Here is a 16213-nt window from a genome sequence, read left to right on the forward strand (position 1 = left end):
TCGACGGCCCATGACGGTCCCCCGCCACTCGGACGGGGGCTGGTCATCGCCCGGGATCCCGGCCTATGGGGAAGAACACCCCACCGCTCCACACCCCCAGCCAACCGTCACGCACCACCGCCAACTCGACGAGACGATAGAACACGTTGCGGTGGATGCGCGCTTCCAGGTTGGTACGCACCCGTACGTAGGGCGAAGGCTCCTGGCTGCAGGGGTCGATGTCCACCCGCAGCGGATGCTCCTCACCCGCATCGAAACTGTCTTCGACATTGCTGGTGAAGCGCAGCGTCTGCTGCTCGCCTGCACCCGATACCTGCATGTCGACGGCCACGAACGGCGCGTCATCGACGACGATGCCCACCTTCTCCACCGGGGTAACCAGGACGTACTCGTCGCCATCGCGGCGCAGGATGCCCGCGAACAACTTGACCATCGCCGGCCGACCGATCGGCGTGCCCTGGTAGAACCAGGTGCCGTCGCGGGCAATGCGCATGTCGATGTGCCCGCAGAAATCGGGATTCCACAGGTGCACGGGCGGCAAACCCTTTTCGTGAGTGGGGATGTGCGCCAGCAAATCGTCGGCCTTGCCCGTCATGCCTGTCTCCTCAGCGGCTTACGCCCAACAGGCTACGAGCGTAGTCCTCCAGGGGCGGGCCAAGCAAATCTTCCGGTTTGTTGTCATGCATCGTCAGCAGTCCGCCACGGCTGCGGATGGTGGCGGTATCGATGAGGTAGTGAGTGCTGGTTTCGATGAGCATGATCTGGATCACGCTGCTGTCCACGCCGAGTCGATCCAGGGCCTCCTGGTCGGCCCACTCGTCCGTGTTGCCGATGCGGTCGTCGGCACGGGCAAAACGGGCATAGAGCAGGTAATGCGCACCGGCATTGCGGGCTTCGCCCATGGCTTGTTCCAGGCCCAGCGGTGCCGGGGCACGGCGTACCAGGGGAAAGTACTCGACGAAGGCTTCGAACGCTTCTTCGGCGACCACGTTGGGCCTGGGGTAGGCGCCGCCGGGAGGCACGAACGAGCCTTGGGCGATGTAGATGAACGAGTCGGGCTGCACGCGCAGGTTATTGAAGCGGCGGGTTTCGCTGTGATTCAGCACGCCTGCATCGCTCAAGTGGTAGCGAGCGCCCTCGCCCAGATCACTGACCTTCATGCAGCCGCTCAACGCCAAGAGCGCCAGCAGCACGACCAGGTTACGCATGCATCCTCCAGAGCCGGCGACAAGATCCCGGCGATTGCCTGGCTGATGCAGCTTCTGCGCCAGTTCGCGAAGCTGGGGAGTGCCCAGGCTCAGGATTCCTTGGGACCCGGCAGTTCCGGATCGCGCTTGCGCTTGTTGCCCATGCGCACGCCGATGTCCATCAGGAACTGGAAAAAGCCTTCCTGATCTTCCAGCACATTGCTCCAGAACGGCGAGTGATACAGCGCCACCGCGCCGTGCACCAGAGCCCAGGCTGCGCAATAGTGGAAGTACGGCGGCACATCCTCCAGCTTGCCTTCGCTGATCCGTCCCTCGATGAGGAAGGTCAGTCGCTCGAAATTGGACGCGCGAATCGTATGCAACTGCTCGACGAGTTCGGGCACCTGATTGCCTTTGACGACCTTCTCTTCGAGCCTGTCGAACAGTCGGTAGCGCTGCGGATCGCGCATGCGGAATTCGAAATAGGCGCGGGACAAGGCTTCCTTGTCGCGATCGATGTCGGCCGAATGCAGCAGTGCGTTCAAATCGCGCTCGTAGTCGAGCATCAGGCGCAGGTAGATCTCGGCCTTGGATTTGAAGTGCTTGTAGATGGTGCCTTTGCCGATACCGACGGTGTCGGCGATCAACTCGACCGTGACGCTGTCTTCGCCCTGCTCGAGAAAGAGCGCAAGCGCGGTGTCGAGGATTTCCTGCTCACGGCGGCGAAACTCACGGACCTTACGAGGTTCTTTTTGCATAGGAAGGACTGGATCGAAAGCGAAGGCCGTCATTATGCCTGTATGAGGTCAAAATGCACGGATCATCCGAAATCTCTGGCGTTATGGCGGATATGCCACACAACCCCGAAATCGGTGCTGAGCAACCTTGCACGTATTCCAAATACGTTTAAGAAAACCCGCATGGGCACTGGCGCCCGACCGGCGCTCGACGATACTCAAGGAGTCGTCGCGTCATCTCCCCCAATGACGCGTCGGCAAGGCGTCGATGGACCACGCGCCTGTAGTGACTCCTAATGGTCTTGACCCGGGATTCTCCCCCCAGAGCCCGGGTTTTTTTTGCCTGCGCAACGCTCAGGCCTGACGACGAACCCGTGCCAGTGGGAACAGCCGGCAAAAGTTGTCGGTGGTGCGCTCGGCCAGGCTTTCGAACGTCTCGCCCCGGACCGTGGCGATGCACTGCGCCACTTCACGAACGTACTGCGGCAGGTTGGACTTGCCACGGTAGGGAATGGGCGCCAGGTAAGGCGAATCGGTCTCGACCAGCAGGCGATCGGCAGGCACCTGGCGGGCGACTTCGCGCAGGGCATCGGCATTGCGGAACGTCACGATACCGGACAGCGAAATGTAGAAGCCCAGGTCGAGGGCAGCCTTGGCCATGTCCCAATCTTCGGTGAAGCAGTGCAGTACGCCGGCCTGGGGCAACTGCGCCTCGCGCAACAGGGCCAGGGTGTCGGCACGCGCGCCGCGGGTATGCACGATGACCGGTTTGCCGGTCAGGTTGGCCGCCTGCAGGTGCAGGCGGAACGATGCCTGCTGCAACTCTGCGGCCTCGGGTTCGTAGTGGTAATCCAGGCCGGTTTCGCCGATCGCCACGACGCGGGGATCATCGAGCTCGCCTAGCAGCCAGTCCAGGGCCGGTGGCTGCCCGGGTGCCAGGTCCAGGGGATGAATGCCGACCGAGCAATCGACATCGTCGTAGCGGCCGGCCAGGGCCTTGACCGCTGCAGCATTGTCGGCGCTCACGCCGATGCACAGGAAGTGGCCGACACCGCAGGCGCGCGCGGCATTGAGCGCGGTGTCCAGGCAGCCGTTGTGTTCGGCGAGGTCGAGGCGATCCAGGTGACAGTGGGAATCTACAAGCATGAGGATAGGACAACTACATCGTGTGAGTGGGACGGTCGGACTTCAAGGCACCGGCCAGGTAGGTTTCGATCTTGTTGCGCGCCGTGTTGTCGCCATCGTTGAACTGCACGCCGACTCCGGCAGCGCGGTTGCCCTGGGCGCCCTTGGGGGTGATCCAGGCCACGCGGCCAGCGACCGGAATCTTTTCCGGCTCGTCCATCAGGTTGAGCAGCATGAACAACTCATCGCCCAACTTGTAGCTCTTGCTGGTGGGGATGAACAGGCCACCGTTCTTGATGAACGGCATGTAGGCGGCATACAGGACGGCCTTGTCCTTGATGGTCAGGGACAGAATGCCGTTGCGCGGTCCGGGACTGACGGGTTGATTCATTCGTGCTCCCTTACTGGTGGTCGATTTTTGCGGCCACGGTTGGCAGTGCCGCGTTGTATCGGAAAAATCCCTTGCGCCGCTGCTACACATTCACATGCAGGCTGCATTTGGCCGCCCCTGTAGCAGCGGTGCAAGCCGCCTCCGGCGTCGGCAGCGTCCGATCACAATGCACCCATCACCGCTGCCCCGGCAAGGCCATCCAGGACACCAGCAGCGCTTCGATCAGCAACACCCTGTTCAAGTTGGCCTTGGCCAGAACCTTCTGGCGCTGCATCAGCACCCAGTCCTGAATGGCCAGCACCTTGTCCTGAGTGCTCTTGTCGGCCAGATATTGCAGCACCTTGCGCATGTCGCTCAAGCCCAGGCCCTGCTCGTCCGCCGTCAGGCGATAGCGCAGCAGCAGGTTCGACCACTCGCAGAACCAGTCGAACAGCAGCAGCAACGGTACACCGCTCCAGGCGTCGGCCAACTGGCTGGGCGTCTGCTGCCCTTTCAACAGCTTCTTCACCCCATCGACGACCAGTGCCCGCTGCTCGACGATCCCGGCAGCCTGCAACCTGACGGCGGCCAGAGGCGAGCCGGCAGCCAGGGCCAGCAGATCGGCGCGCGCGCCTTCGTCCACGTCCGGCAGCGCCGTGGCCAGCCATTGCAGGCTGACTGCCTGGCTCGGCAGCGGGCAGGCCTGCTGCACGCACCGGCTCTTGACCGTGGGCAGCAGGCGGCTGGGCTGATGGCTGACCAACAGCAACACGGTATTGCCCGAAGGCTCTTCGAGACTCTTCAGCAAGGCATTGGCGGCGTTGATGTTCATGGCCTCGGTGGGCTCGATCAGCACCACCTTGCGCCCACCCAGCTGCGCCGTCTGCACCACGAACGCCACCAGTTCGCGGACTTGGTCGACCTTGATCGCCTTGTCCGCTTCCTCGGGTTCGAGGATGAAGTTGTCCGGATGGCTGCCGGCGTGCAGCAGCAGACAGGACTTGCAGGCGCCACAGGCCTGCTGCGCGGCGGGACGCTGGCACAACAGCAACGCCATCAGCCGCTCGGCCAGGGCACGCTTGCCGATACCCTGTGGCCCGTGCAGCAGATAGGCGTGGGCATGCTGGGTGCGTCCGGTGAGCTTGTGCCACAGGTCGTCTTGCCAGGGGTAGGCTTCAGCCACGCAAATGCCCTCGCAGTTCGGTCGACAATCCTTTGCCCGAAAGCAATGCAAACCAGACGTCAACGCCGGGCAAAATCACTGGAAACGTCATCGAGCCTACAATTTTCAATGAGGAGAATAATCCCATCGCTGGCGAAATGGGCATTTTCAAAGCGGGAACAGGCAGACCCGCCAGCCGTGAAGCCTGGTGATTGTATAGGGTCTTGTGGGCCATGTCTGGACAGGGTGAATGGCGCGTGCAGGCCAGGCATGTCCCCAATGGTGACGTCAGAACAGGCAGATAGGTAACGCCGCTCGCCTTACTGTCGTTTCAGTAACGTACTGGGCGAAACGCCGAACGCTTTCTTGAAGGCATGGCTGAAATGCGAGAAATCGGAAAAGCCATAGTCCAGTGCCACCTGCGACACGGAACGGGCCTGGCCGCATTCGATCGCTTCGCGGCTGCGTTGCAGTCTCACCTGCCAGAGCGCTGCCATGGGTGTTTTCTGGTGGCGGGCGAAAGCACGGGTGACCGTTCGTGGTGACACATGGTGGGCCTGTGCGATGCGCTCCACGCTCAAGTCTGTCTCGGCCAGATGACGCAACATGTAGTTCATGGCACGGGCATACAAGCCGCGCTCAATACTGGCGGTGTTGCTGTCCTGCAACTCCAGACTCAGCACCAGCAGATCCAGCAGCGTTTGCGAGAACCGTCCGGCCACCTCCGGCGGCTCCAGGGCCGCAGGCTGGGTAGCGGCCTGGCGCAGCATTTCGCGCAGCGGCACTACGCCAGGACGCCCTTCGTCGAGGACGGTAGAGGTCAAACGCTCTACCTGCGGTAAGCGGCTGCTGAGCAGGTGCCGGGGAATGCGCATGAGATGGTTGTCGCGACCTCCCAGGCTGAAACGAAAGGTCTGCGCGGCGTCGTAAAGCACCAGGCTGCCGGGCTGCAACAACGCGTTACGCCCGCCTTGCTCCAACTTGCCATGGCCATGCTCGATAAAACCCAGCCACAGGTCGTCATCCGGACCGGTTCGCAGGTCGCCGGGCTTGCGCTCCCACTCATGCAGTGCGGCGCTCAGCGAGCAGATATCCAGCGGGCCGAGGCCTTGCACGCGTAATTGGCCCTCGAACGGCGTGTCCTCCAGAGCTTTACTGGAAGCCGGAATGCAGTGTCGGCAGATCACTTCCTTCCAGTAATCGAAACGCTGCGGGGCGGCGACGGCCAGGGTGGTGTAAGCGGCTTGGCTCATGACATCGATCTCGCGGTAACGGGCTCACGCCCCCTTCACGAAGCCCCGGAGGGCCTGTTCGGCAGTTCGCCCAGCAACTATCGGGCCAGTGCCTGTGATGCCGCATGATACGTACCGCGGGCCGAAAGTACGGGTATGGACGTGCGCTGAAATGGCGCCAGCGACCACGACCCTGCCAATCGATGAGGCACATCGGACCCTCGATCGCGCACTGTCCTTTTCAACCAAGCCGACGTCCGCCCGAATCAAGCGGCACTCGCGAAGCTTGCCTTAACGTGAGCCCCATCGAGGTCGCCACTCACGGTGACCGTTGGAGGCCCCATGCCCAGCCTGCGTCCGTCCCCCTTTGCCGAATGCCTGCTGGCCCTCAAGGGCCGTGATCTGGCGCCGGAAGAGTTCGTATCGGTGCTGATCGAACTGGGTTGCCTGGCCTACCAGCTTCGCCGACGTGGACGTGCCTCGTCCAACTGCCTCGATACCTCAGCCTGATCGTCTCAAGGAGTGCCCATGGAATCTGCAATCGACAAGCATCTGAAATGCCCACGCACGCTGTCCCGCCGTGTGGACGACGACTACCAGCCACCGTTTCCCATGTTCGTCGGCCGTGCCGACCCCAAGCTCGAGCAGGTGGTCATGGCTTATCTGGGCGTGCAGTTCCTGCCCGTCCACCACGCCATCGCGGTCCAGGCCATGCAAAAGATCGTCGCGCAGTTCGCTGGCGATGATGCCCCGGGCAATCACGACATCACCTATCACGAGGACAACCAAGGCTACGGCAATTTCATCGTGGTCGGTTACTGGGCCGACCCTGCCGCCTACTGTCGCTGGCTGCGCAGCCCTGCGGTCGAGTCATGGTGGGCCAGCGACGAGCGCCTGAGCGAGCACCTGGGCTACTTCCGAGAAGTAGTGGCACCGCGCGCCGAGCAATTCGAAACCTTGTACGCCTTTACCGATGACTTGCCCGGCGTGGGCGCCGTCATGGACGGCATCAGCGGTGAAATTCAGGAGCATGGCTATTGGGGGTCTGCGCGAGACCGATTTCCTGTGTCGCAAACCGACCGGATGCGACCCGACGCGTCCCTGCAGGTCATCTCGGGCGATCCGGCAAAAGGCGGACGAGTACTGGTCCGCGGCCACGACAACCTGACCCTGATCCGCTCCGGGCAAGACTGGGTCGAGGCCGGTGAGGAAGAGCGCGCGCTGTACTTTCAGGAAATGCTCCCACCGCTCCAGGACGGCATGGATTTTCTGCGCGACCAAGGCCAGGCCCTTGGCTGCTACAGCAACCGTTTCGTGCGCAACGTCGACCTTGACGGCAATCTGCTGGACATCGCCTACGACATTGGCCATTGGCGTTCGCTCGATCGCCTGGAGCGGTGGGCCGAATCGCACCCGACCCACCTGCGCATCTTCACCACGTTCTTCAGGGTGATTGGCGGGCTCTCGAAACTGCGCCTGTACCACGAAGTATCGGTCAGCGACGGTCGCAACCAGTTGTTCGAGTACATCAACTGCCATGCCCAGACCGGCATGCTGCGCGACGCCCAACCCCTGCCCGCCTGACCGGCGGCAACCCTCTGCGCTCAAGCCCACATCCCGCCTGGCGGGGTGCTGGCCCCCGTTTGTCCATGAAAAGGTGCTCGGCCATGGCCACGATTCGTTACCCCATCACGCTCGCCTCACTGTGCTGCTCGCTTACCGCTCAGGCCGCTGAAGTGGCTCCGGGCGATTACGACCAGTTCCCCACCAACGCCACCATTGGCTTGCTCTATTACCAACACGCCCGCACCGACAATCTGTATGCCAATGGCCACAAAGCCAGCTCGGATTTCGATGTGCGCTCGGACATCGGCATCCTGCGACTGCTGCATGTCTATGCGCTGACCGACCGACTCACGGTCGACCCGCAGTTCCTCTTGCCTTTCGGTCGCGTCGCCGGCCATGGCGATGCCTCGCTCCTCGGGGACAGCAATGGCATCGGCGACCTGATCCTGGCGCCCGCTTTCAAGTACCGGCTCAATGACGCCGGCGACGTGCTTGCCTTCACGCCCTACCTGTACGTACCCACTGGCGAATACGACAATGAAGAAGGCCTGAACCTGGGCGAGCATCGCTGGAAACTCGATTTGCAATCTGCCTATGTCAAACGATTTGGAGAGAAATGGGCCGTCGACATGGTCGGCGACGTCATCTGGTACGGCGACAACAACGACTACGGCGCCGACTCGGTCCGACGCGAGCAGCAGGTGTCCTACAGCGTCCAGCTCATGGGCCGCTACATGCCCACACCACAGACCGCCTTCGCCGTAGGCGTCGGCCATAACTGGGGCGGTGAAAACAGCGTCGACGGCGTGCATCAGGACGATGAAACCCGCACCACGTATTTGCGCCTCAGCGCCACCACCTTTGTCAGCCCGCGCGATCAGCTGCAGCTGCAGCTGGGCCGGGACCTGTCCGTGGAAAACGGCCCGCGCGAAGACATGCGGGTGAACCTGCGCTACGCCCATGTGTTTTGACGGCCTGACCGTCTCAGCCAAGCCGCTGTCCGCCACAGCCAAGCCATCGGCCGGCGGACGCGCCACTCTTGACTCCACCCGACCGTGACCCAGCGCACCCCGTGCGCCGTACCGAAACAGGACACTCCATGGCCATCGAACGCCCCACTCCCGAACAACTCGACGCGCTCGCGCAGCGCCTGCACATGCACCTGACGACAGAGCAGGCGAGCGAGTATCTGGCCCTGATGCAACCGAGCTTCGACGCCTACGACCTCATCGATGCCCAGCCCGACGAAATCCCGCCGGTGCGCTACCCGCGTGACGCAGGCCTGCGCCCCAGCAAGGCCGACAACCCGCTCAACGCCTGGTACTACCGCACCGAGGTCTGCGGCGCCGCTCAAGGCAAACTGGCCGGACGTACCGTTGCGCTGAAGGACAACATTGCCTTGGCCGGGGTACCGATGATGAACGGTGCCAGCACCCTGGAGGGCTTCGTGCCCTCCTTCGATGCCACCATTGTCAGCCGGCTGCTCGATGCGGGCGCGACCATTACCGGTAAAGCCACCTGCGAGCATTTCTGCCTGTCCGGCGGGAGTCACACCTCCGACCCGGGGCCGGTGCACAACCCGCGCCGACACGGCTACATCGCCGGAGGGTCCTCCTCCGGCAGCGCCGCACTGGTAGCGTCAGGGGCGGTGGATATGGCCATCGGTGGCGATCAGGGCGGCTCGATCCGAATCCCGTCAGCGTTTTGCGGCACCTACGGCATGAAGCCCACCCATGGCCTGGTGCCGTACTCCGGGATCATGCCCATCGAGGCGACAGTCGACCACGCAGGGCCCATCACCGCCAACGTGTACGACAACGCGCTGATGCTCGAAGTGATTGCCGGTGCCGACGGTCTTGATCCGCGCCAGTATGCCCCGGTGGTCGAGCCCTACACCCAGGTGCTGGATCGCGGCGTGCGCGGGCTCAGGATCGGCGTCCTGCTGGAGGGTTTCCAACTGCCGAACCTCGATCCGCGGGTGGCCGACAAGGTCCGCTTCGCGATCAATCATCTGCAGCAACTCGGCGCTCAGGTCAGCGAAGTGTCGATAGCCGAACATGGCCTGGCCGGCGCGCTCTGGCAACCGATCGGCTGCGAAGGGCTGACGGCGCAGATGATGCACGGCAATGGCATGGGCTTTAACTGGAAAGGTCTGTACGACGTCGCGCTGCTGGACAAGCATGCCCAGTGGCGTGAAAACGCCGACGCGCTGTCGGCGACCCTCAAGCTGTGCATGTTCGTCGGCCAGTACGGTCTGGAGCGCTACCACGGTCGCTACTACGCCAAGGCACAGAACCTGGCCCGCCGCGTCCGCGCGGCCTATGACCAGGCGCTGAGTGACTACGACGTCCTGCTCATGCCCACCGTGCCGATTCTGGCCCAACCACTGCCCTCGGCGACCGTCTCGTTGACCGACTATGTGGCACGCGCATTCGAGATGATCGGCAACACCGCGGCATTCGATGTCACCGGCCATCCGGCGATGTCGATCCCCTGTGGCCAAGTCGAGGGGCTGCCAGTCGGCATGATGCTGGTGGCGCGCCATTACGGCGAAAGCACGCTGTATCAAGCCGCCGCCGCCTTCGAGGCCAGTATCGACTGGCAACACCTGTGAGGATCCAGCAATGAGCCACGACCACGACCACGACCACGATCATCATCACGACCACACCGAACCGCCCGCCACCGCAGAGCTGCGCATCAAGGCCCTGGAGTCGCTGCTGCTGGATAAAGGCCTGGTCGACCCTGCCGCCCTGGAGGCGCTGATCGACACCTACGAGCACCAGATCGGCCCGCGCAACGGCGCGCGCGTAGTGGCAAAGGCCTGGGTCGACCCGCAGTACAGACGTCGCCTGCTGGAAAACGCCACCGCTGCCATCGCCGAGCTGGGCTTTTCCGGCGTGCAGGGCGAGGAGATGGTGGTAGTGGAAAATACCCCTCAAGTGCACAACGTCACCGTGTGCACGCTCTGTTCATGCTACCCCTGGCCCACGCTCGGCCTGCCGCCTGCCTGGTACAAATCCGCCCCTTACCGCTCGCGCGTGGTGATCGACCCGCGTGGCGTGTTGGCTGAATTCGGACTACAGATTCCTGCCCATCAGGAGGTACGCGTCTGGGACAGCAGCGCCGACCTGCGTTACCTGGTACTGCCCGAACAGCCCGCAGGCACACAGGGGTGGAGCGAAGAGCGCCTGAGCGAACTGGTCACCCGCGACGCCATGATCGGCACCGGGCTGCCCATCGCACCCGTCGCCTCAGAGGAGGTCGTCGAATGAATGGAATACATGATCTGGGTGGTTTGCATGGCTTCGGCCCGGTACTGGCTGAAGAAGATGAACCGGTCTTTCACCATGACTGGGAGCGCCGGATCTTTCCGCTGTTTGCCGCGCTGTTTGCCGGGGGGCATTTCAATGTCGACGAGTTCCGCCATTCCATCGAGCGCATGGACCCGATCCACTACCTGGAAAGCAGCTACTACGAACACTGGCTACACGCCTTCGAGACACTGCTGGTGGAAAAGGGTGTGATCAGCACAGCCGAATTGCACGGTCGGGCTGCACCGACTCCAGCGCCACAACCGGTTCAGGTGCTCACTGCAGATCTGGTGGAGACAGTGATTCTCGGCGGCGCCTCGGCACGTGCCAAGCACGAGGTGTCCGGCCGCTTCAAGGTCGGCGACAGGGTGCGGGCGAAGAACCTCAACCCCACCACTCATATCCGTCTGCCTCGCTATGCGCGGGGCAAGGTCGGCGTCATCGAACTAGCCCATGGTGCGTTCGCAACGCCCGACAGCATGGCCCACGGCCTGGATGAGCAACCGCAACAGGTCTACACCGTACGGTTCAGCGCCGAAGAACTGTGGGGCACAGCCACCCCGGACTCGGTGTGCATCGACCTGTGGGACAACTATCTGGAGGCGGCATGAACACGACCCCGCACAGCGATTACGCAACCCTCGGCCTTCCGCTGGATACCGAAGGATCGGTTTTCGAGCATCCCTGGCAGGCTCAGGCCTTTTCCCTGGTGGTGCACCTGCACCAGGCAGGCCATTTCAGCTGGGCCCAATGGGTGCAAGTCTTCAGCGATCAGATCAAGGCAACCCCTGCTCAGCCGGGCGAAAGCGTCAACGATGCCTACTTCCGACAGTGGTCCGATGCCATGGAAACACTGGTGGAGACGCTCGGCCTGTGCGGGCGGGACACCATTTCCCAGCGTGCCGACGAGTGGTGTCGAGCCTACCTCAATACGCCCCATGGAGAGCCCGTGAACCTGCTGAACGCAAGTTGTCCGCCAGCCCATGCCCACCCTCATTCACGGCGCACCGGACCGGTCACGGTCAGCCCGGCGGGCTGAGATGAAATGAGGGGTGCAGAAACGTCTGCATCAGCCGATTGGATCGCTTTGCTGTCGAGAGGTGTCGCGTGTCGTTTCTCTTTGGTTCTATCCGTAGTGCGCTGACGGCCTTGGCGAACCGCTTGGAAGGCGGTGACGCGCCCCTGCCAACGGCACCCACCCCCTGTTACAGCGACTATTCAGGGCCAGCGAGCAACTGCTTGCCGAGCAAACCCACGCCAGGGAGCGGATCGCCGAGTGCGGCACCACGGTGCACCAGCAATCTGCCGGCAGTGAACGCGGCGATCGAAGCGGCTCGTGCCGGGGAGGCCGGCAAGGCCGGGCGTGGATTCGCCGTGGTCGCCGACGAGGTACGGAAACTGGCCATGCGGACCAGCGAAGCGACCCGGGAGGGAGCCGGAATGATCGCCAGCTAACGTCTGGGGCGTGCCTTGCCGAGGCAATAGGCAGGCGGCGATACACTTTTTTGGGGAGGTATCGCCTAACCGATCCCTTTTTCAGTCAGCAGATTTGCAACGACGGCCAGAACGTTACCGCTCACCACGTCGAACGGCTCTGACGCATCGATGACCACGAAGGTGTCCGGCGCCTCCTCTGCCTGCCGCAGGAATCCGTCCCGGGCCCTGGAAAGAAACTCGAGCTTCTGCCTCTCCATCCGGTCCAGCCCCTGGCCGCGGGAAGCGACGCGCTTCATGCCGATCTCGGGATCCACATCCAGGATGATGTTTAGGTCCGGTGCAAAGCCCTCCAGCGCAAAGCCGTTGATGCTTCGCACCAGGTCCAACGCAATGCCCCGTCCGTAGTGCTGGAACGCCACGGTCGCAGGGGTGAAGCGATCGCACACCACGACCTCGCCTGCCGCTATCGCAGGAATGATCTTTTCCTTCAGATGCTGTGCTCTGGCAGCGGCGAACAGCAAAAGCTCAGTGGTATCGCAGAGTTCTGGCGTCTCCGGATCAAGGACCACCTCGCGAATCTTCTCGCCGATCCGTGTACCGCCAGGCTCGCGGGTAATGACCACCGGGTGGTTCCTGGCGGTCAGGAATTCTTCGATGGCGCGAATAACGGAAGACTTGCCCGCCCCGTTATTTCCGTCGCATACGATGAGGCAACCTTTTGCCATGTGCTTGTCCTGGTACCTGAAAGTGTTGTTTGGTATGCGGCGGCTGGTTTTGCAGCAAGGTAGACGAATGCGTTCCGCGAACGGCCTACCTCTGCACCGTCATTGAGCGGGCGCCTCGGCGGCGTCCGGCTTCTCTTGTGGCTCGCGCGTGCCGGTCTCGCTCGGCGCCGCCGCGGGCGCGGGGCTTGATCGATAATCGGCGCGTCGTTTGAGCTGGTACTCACGCACGGCAGCGTTGTGGGCATCCAGATCGTCGGAAAAGACATGGCTGCCGTCGCCGCGCGCAACGAAATACAGGCTGCTACCGGAAACTGGGTTGAGCGCGGCGTGAATCGCTTCGCGGCCCACCATGGCGATGGGTGTAGGCGGCATTCCGGCGATCACGTAAGTGTTGTAGGCCGTCGGCTCGCGCAGGTCGGCGCGGGTCAGCTTGCCGTTGTAGCGTTCGCCCATGCCGTAGATCACGGTCGGGTCGGTCTGCAGCAACATGCCCGCCTTGAGGCGGCGCACGAAGACGCCGGCGATCTCGCCACGCTCCTGGGGCACACCTGTTTCCTTCTCCACCAGAGAAGCCATGATCAGCGCCTGATAGGGTTCGCTGTACGGTGCGCTGGCGGCGCGCTCGGCCCATTCGCTGGCCAGCACCTCTTCCAGTCGCCCGTAGGCCTGCTGCAGCAGCTCGACATCGCTCATGCCACGCACGTACTTGTAGGTGTCGGGGAAAAACCGGCCTTCGGGAAACACCTTGGGGTGGCCGATGCGCGCCATGACTTCACTGTCACTGAGGCCTCCCAAGGTCTGCTCGAGCTTTTCCTGGCGCGCCAACGCGGCGCGCACCTGACGGAAATTCCAGCCCTCGACCAGGGTCAGGCTGTACTGCACCACTTCGCCGCGCTGCCAGACATTGAACAGCTCGTTCACGGTCATGCCCGGGGTCAGGCGGTATTCGCCGGTGTGCAGCGGCTGCCCGGCGCGATTGAAGCGCCAGTAAAGACGCAGCCAGAAGGCATCCCGCAGGGTGCCCGCCGCCTCCATGCGCAGGATCGTGCCGCCGGGGGTCGCGCGGTTGGGTACATCGAGCAATTGTTCTTGAGTGACGGCCAGCGGCTGGTTCAGGGCGCTGTCGACTTTCCAGGCCGCCACGCCCGCTGCCAGTACGGCAACCACGATGAGCGTCTCCAGCAACAGCAGAAATTTACGCTTCACAAATCAGGCATCCAATAGCGCGTGGGCAATGCCTTGCAGTTTACGGGTGAGCGGACCCGCCGGCCACCTCAGTGACGTGAATGCGCGCACAGGCCACACGCCGTAGACGCTATTGCACACGAAGACTTCCTCGGCCCGTGCCAGGTCCGCTGGCCACAGGTCGTCCACGACAACCTCCAGACCCAGGCTTGCGGCCTGCTCCAGCAGTTCGGCACGCATCACCCCGGCCACGCCACAGCGCTGCAGGGAAGGCGTGTGCAGCACCCCGTCGATGACCAGAAACAGATTGCTGTAGACCCCTTCGACCAAGCGCCCGGACATGTCCAGCATCAAACCTTCGGCGAAGCTCGGGTCGCTCCATTCGGCGCGTGCCAGGACCTGTTCCAGGCGATTGAGGTGCTTGAGTCCGGCCAGCAACGGCTGCTCGGCCAGGCGCGTACTGCAGGGGTAGAGTTCCACGCCCTGCGCGCCGTTGGCCTGCGGATAGGCAGGGCTTGGACCGCCTTGCAGAATACGTCGCGCACCGGCCTGCGGATCGGGCGCGTAACCTCGGGCACTGTCGCCACGGGTGACGATCAGCTTGAGCACGCCCTTCTCCAGCGCTGCGGCATAGCGGACAATTTCGTCGCGCAGCACATCCGAGTCGATCAGGATGGCCAGACGCTGGCAGCCCAGCGTAACGCGCGTCAGATGACGTTCAAGAAGTACCGCCTGGCCACCGCGCACGGCGACGGTTTCGAAGACACCGTCACCGTAGGCCAGGCCCCGACTCTTCAGGCCCAGCGCATCGCATGGCTGCCCGTCGAGCCAGGCCTGCATCAACCGGCGAAGCGCCGGAAGACCAGCGAACCGTTGGTGCCACCGAACCCGAACGAGTTGCTCAGCACCACATCGATCGGCATGCTGCGTGCGGTATGGGGCACGAAGTCCAGATCGCAGCCTTCGTCAGGCTCGTCGAGGTTGATGGTGGGCGGCGCCATCTGGCTGTTGATCGCCAGCACACTGAAAATCGCCTCGACCGCACCTGCGGCGCCGAGCAGGTGCCCGGTCATCGACTTGGTGGAGCTGACTGCGAGCTTGTAGGCATGCTCACCGAACACGGTCTTGATGGCACTGACTTCGGCCAGGTCGCCCGCCGAGGTCGAGGTGCCATGGGCATTGATGTATTGCACCTGGTCGGGCGTAATGCCGGCATCGCGCAGGGCGTTGGCCATGCAGCGCGCCGCGCCGGCGCCGTCTTCGGGCGGCGAGGTCATGTGGAACGCATCGCCGCTGGTGCCGAAACCGATCAGTTCGGCATAGATGGTCGCGCCGCGCGCCTGCGCATGCTCGAGTTCTTCGAGTACCAGCGCGCCAGCACCGTCGGACAACACGAAACCGTCACGGCCCTTGTCCCACGGACGGCTGGCACGGGTGGGCTCGTCGTTGCGCGTGGACAACGCACGGGCCGCGCCGAAGCCGCCCATGCCCAAGCCGCATGCAGCCATCTCCGCGCCACCGGCGATCATCACGTCAGCTTCGCCATACGCGATGTTGCGCGCGGCCATGCCGATGCAATGGGTGCCGGTGGTGCAGGCCGTGGCGATCGCGTAGTTGGGCCCCTGAGCGCCGAGGTGGATCGACAGGAAACCGGAGATCATGTTGATGATCGAGCCAGGCACGAAGAAGGGCGATATCCGGCGCGGTCCGCTGTCATGCATGATGCGGCAGGTTTCTTCGATATTGGTCAGGCCACCAATGCCCGAACCCATGGCCACGCCGATACGCTCGCGATTGGCGTCGGTGACTTCAAGACCGGCGTTGCGTACCGCCTGGAAACCCGCCGCCAGGCCGTATTGAATGAACAAGTCGAGCTTGCGTGCCTCCTTGACCGAGAGGTATTGCTCGACCTCGAACTCCTTCACCGAGCCGCCGAAACGGGTCGAATAGGCCGATAGATCCGTATGCTCGATAGGACCTATGCCACTGCGGCCGGCCAGGATGCCCTGCCAACTGCTCGGCACGTCGGTGCCCAGCGGTGACAGCATGCCCATACCTGTGACCACGACGCGTCTACGCGACACAGCACTCTCCTTATTCTGGAAACATCAACGCGCGGCCGTCTAAAGAAAAAACCGCACGCCAACGAAGGCAGTGCGGTTTTTCCATGACA

At 63.2% G+C, this 16213-nt stretch carries 19 protein-coding genes and 1 pseudogene; 8 read left to right on the forward strand and 12 right to left on the reverse strand.

Annotation, left to right across the window (positions count from 1 at the left end):
• Positions 1–43: 43 nt before the first annotated feature.
• From AC788_RS19650 to AC788_RS19680, 8 genes are all read right to left on the reverse strand, one after another.
• Positions 44–595 carry a DUF1285 domain-containing protein gene (locus AC788_RS19650; protein ID WP_049862223.1) on the reverse strand — a complete coding sequence of 184 codons (552 nt, stop codon included), beginning with the start codon at positions 593–595 and terminating at the stop codon, positions 44–46.
• A gap of 10 nt (positions 596–605) precedes the next feature.
• Positions 606–1208 carry a DUF4823 domain-containing protein gene (locus tag AC788_RS19655; RefSeq protein WP_049862224.1) on the reverse strand — a complete coding sequence of 201 codons (603 nt, stop codon included), beginning with the start codon at positions 1206–1208 and terminating at the stop codon, positions 606–608.
• A gap of 89 nt (positions 1209–1297) precedes the next feature.
• Entirely contained in the window at positions 1298–1945 is a 648-nt protein-coding gene (locus AC788_RS19660; RefSeq protein WP_049862225.1) for a TetR/AcrR family transcriptional regulator, read from the reverse strand.
• Positions 1946–2278: 333 nt separating this feature from the next.
• Entirely contained in the window at positions 2279–3070 is a 792-nt protein-coding gene (locus AC788_RS19665; RefSeq protein WP_049862226.1) for a TatD family hydrolase, read from the reverse strand.
• Positions 3071–3083: 13 nt separating this feature from the next.
• Positions 3084–3440 (reverse strand): PilZ domain-containing protein, encoded by a 357-nt coding sequence (locus AC788_RS19670; protein WP_043185228.1) that lies wholly within the window; start codon positions 3438–3440, stop codon positions 3084–3086.
• A gap of 175 nt (positions 3441–3615) precedes the next feature.
• Positions 3616–4602, reverse strand: a complete 987-nt coding sequence (locus AC788_RS19675) for a DNA polymerase III subunit delta' (protein ID WP_049862227.1) — start codon at positions 4600–4602, stop codon at positions 3616–3618.
• On the reverse strand, positions 4595–4816 hold the full coding sequence (locus AC788_RS21660) for a hypothetical protein (protein ID WP_152965775.1): 222 nt from the start codon (positions 4814–4816) through the stop codon (positions 4595–4597). Before AC788_RS21660 ends, AC788_RS19675 begins: the two co-directional genes overlap by 8 nt.
• A gap of 85 nt (positions 4817–4901) precedes the next feature.
• Complete coding sequence (locus AC788_RS19680; RefSeq protein WP_049862228.1) at positions 4902–5834, reverse strand: helix-turn-helix domain-containing protein; 933 nt, start codon at positions 5832–5834, stop codon at positions 4902–4904.
• A 321-nt stretch (positions 5835–6155) separates the two neighbouring features.
• Between AC788_RS19680 and AC788_RS21880 the strand changes: the two genes are divergently transcribed.
• From AC788_RS21880 to AC788_RS21500, 8 genes and pseudogenes are all read left to right on the forward strand, one after another.
• On the forward strand, positions 6156–6323 hold the full coding sequence (locus AC788_RS21880) for a hypothetical protein (RefSeq protein ID WP_167375950.1): 168 nt from the start codon (positions 6156–6158) through the stop codon (positions 6321–6323).
• 18 nt (positions 6324–6341) lie between these two features.
• Positions 6342–7397, forward strand: a complete 1056-nt coding sequence (gene oxdA / locus AC788_RS19685) for an aliphatic aldoxime dehydratase (RefSeq protein ID WP_049862229.1) — start codon at positions 6342–6344, stop codon at positions 7395–7397.
• Positions 7398–7480: 83 nt separating this feature from the next.
• Positions 7481–8350: a transporter gene (locus AC788_RS19690; RefSeq protein WP_049862230.1), complete on the forward strand. Its 870-nt coding sequence runs from the start codon at positions 7481–7483 to the stop codon at positions 8348–8350.
• 128 nt (positions 8351–8478) lie between these two features.
• Positions 8479–9993, forward strand: a complete 1515-nt coding sequence (locus AC788_RS19695; protein ID WP_049862231.1) for an amidase — start codon at positions 8479–8481, stop codon at positions 9991–9993.
• A gap of 10 nt (positions 9994–10003) precedes the next feature.
• Complete coding sequence (gene nthA, locus AC788_RS19700) at positions 10004–10654, forward strand: nitrile hydratase subunit alpha (RefSeq protein WP_049862232.1); 651 nt, start codon at positions 10004–10006, stop codon at positions 10652–10654.
• On the forward strand, positions 10651–11304 hold the full coding sequence (nthB, locus tag AC788_RS19705; protein ID WP_049862233.1) for a nitrile hydratase subunit beta: 654 nt from the start codon (positions 10651–10653) through the stop codon (positions 11302–11304). Before nthA ends, nthB begins: the two co-directional genes overlap by 4 nt.
• Complete coding sequence (locus AC788_RS19710) at positions 11301–11732, forward strand: nitrile hydratase accessory protein (RefSeq protein WP_049862234.1); 432 nt, start codon at positions 11301–11303, stop codon at positions 11730–11732. Before nthB ends, AC788_RS19710 begins: the two co-directional genes overlap by 4 nt.
• A gap of 257 nt (positions 11733–11989) precedes the next feature.
• Positions 11990–12148: pseudogene (locus tag AC788_RS21500) on the forward strand (methyl-accepting chemotaxis protein); the annotation flags it as partial.
• 65 nt (positions 12149–12213) lie between these two features.
• Here the strand turns inward: AC788_RS21500 and tmk are convergent.
• The 4 genes from tmk to fabF form a co-directional block, all read right to left on the reverse strand.
• Positions 12214–12855 carry a dTMP kinase gene (gene tmk, locus AC788_RS19715; protein ID WP_049862235.1) on the reverse strand — a complete coding sequence of 214 codons (642 nt, stop codon included), beginning with the start codon at positions 12853–12855 and terminating at the stop codon, positions 12214–12216.
• Positions 12856–12954: 99 nt separating this feature from the next.
• A complete protein-coding gene (mltG, locus tag AC788_RS19720; protein ID WP_049862236.1) occupies positions 12955–14061 on the reverse strand; it encodes an endolytic transglycosylase MltG in 1107 nt (368 codons plus the stop codon).
• Between the two features lie 3 nt (positions 14062–14064).
• Positions 14065–14880, reverse strand: coding sequence for an aminodeoxychorismate lyase (gene pabC / locus AC788_RS19725; RefSeq protein ID WP_049862237.1), 816 nt, complete (start codon positions 14878–14880; stop codon positions 14065–14067).
• Entirely contained in the window at positions 14880–16124 is a 1245-nt protein-coding gene (gene fabF, locus AC788_RS19730) for a beta-ketoacyl-ACP synthase II (RefSeq protein WP_049862238.1), read from the reverse strand. The genes pabC and fabF overlap by 1 nt, the downstream gene beginning before the upstream one ends.
• Positions 16125–16213: the final 89 nt, after the last annotated feature.

Origin of the sequence: Pseudomonas sp. RIT-PI-a, assembly GCF_001187875.1 — a bacterium.
Lineage (GTDB): Bacteria > Pseudomonadota > Gammaproteobacteria > Pseudomonadales > Pseudomonadaceae > Aquipseudomonas > Aquipseudomonas coleopterorum.

What these genes read in the sequence shown, in the direction of transcription:
- AC788_RS19650 (WP_049862223.1), bottom strand. Translation starts at nt 595, where the DNA reads ATGACGGGCAAGGCCGACGATTTGCTGGCGCACATCCCCACTCACGAA.
- AC788_RS19655 (WP_049862224.1), bottom strand. Translation starts at nt 1,208, where the DNA reads ATGCGTAACCTGGTCGTGCTGCTGGCGCTCTTGGCGTTGAGCGGCTGC.
- AC788_RS19660 (WP_049862225.1), bottom strand. Translation starts at nt 1,945, where the DNA reads ATGCAAAAAGAACCTCGTAAGGTCCGTGAGTTTCGCCGCCGTGAGCAG.
- AC788_RS19665 (WP_049862226.1), bottom strand. Translation starts at nt 3,070, where the DNA reads ATGCTTGTAGATTCCCACTGTCACCTGGATCGCCTCGACCTCGCCGAA.
- AC788_RS19670 (WP_043185228.1), bottom strand. Translation starts at nt 3,440, where the DNA reads ATGAATCAACCCGTCAGTCCCGGACCGCGCAACGGCATTCTGTCCCTG.
- AC788_RS21660 (WP_152965775.1), bottom strand. Translation starts at nt 4,816, where the DNA reads ATGGCCCACAAGACCCTATACAATCACCAGGCTTCACGGCTGGCGGGT.
- AC788_RS19680 (WP_049862228.1), bottom strand. Translation starts at nt 5,834, where the DNA reads ATGAGCCAAGCCGCTTACACCACCCTGGCCGTCGCCGCCCCGCAGCGT.
- AC788_RS21880 (WP_167375950.1), top strand. Translation starts at nt 6,156, where the DNA reads ATGCCCAGCCTGCGTCCGTCCCCCTTTGCCGAATGCCTGCTGGCCCTC.
- oxdA (WP_049862229.1), top strand. Translation starts at nt 6,342, where the DNA reads ATGGAATCTGCAATCGACAAGCATCTGAAATGCCCACGCACGCTGTCC.
- AC788_RS19690 (WP_049862230.1), top strand. Translation starts at nt 7,481, where the DNA reads ATGGCCACGATTCGTTACCCCATCACGCTCGCCTCACTGTGCTGCTCG.
- AC788_RS19695 (WP_049862231.1), top strand. Translation starts at nt 8,479, where the DNA reads ATGGCCATCGAACGCCCCACTCCCGAACAACTCGACGCGCTCGCGCAG.
- nthA (WP_049862232.1), top strand. Translation starts at nt 10,004, where the DNA reads ATGAGCCACGACCACGACCACGACCACGATCATCATCACGACCACACC.
- nthB (WP_049862233.1), top strand. Translation starts at nt 10,651, where the DNA reads ATGAATGGAATACATGATCTGGGTGGTTTGCATGGCTTCGGCCCGGTA.
- AC788_RS19710 (WP_049862234.1), top strand. Translation starts at nt 11,301, where the DNA reads ATGAACACGACCCCGCACAGCGATTACGCAACCCTCGGCCTTCCGCTG.
- tmk (WP_049862235.1), bottom strand. Translation starts at nt 12,855, where the DNA reads ATGGCAAAAGGTTGCCTCATCGTATGCGACGGAAATAACGGGGCGGGC.
- pabC (WP_049862237.1), bottom strand. Translation starts at nt 14,880, where the DNA reads ATGCAGGCCTGGCTCGACGGGCAGCCATGCGATGCGCTGGGCCTGAAG.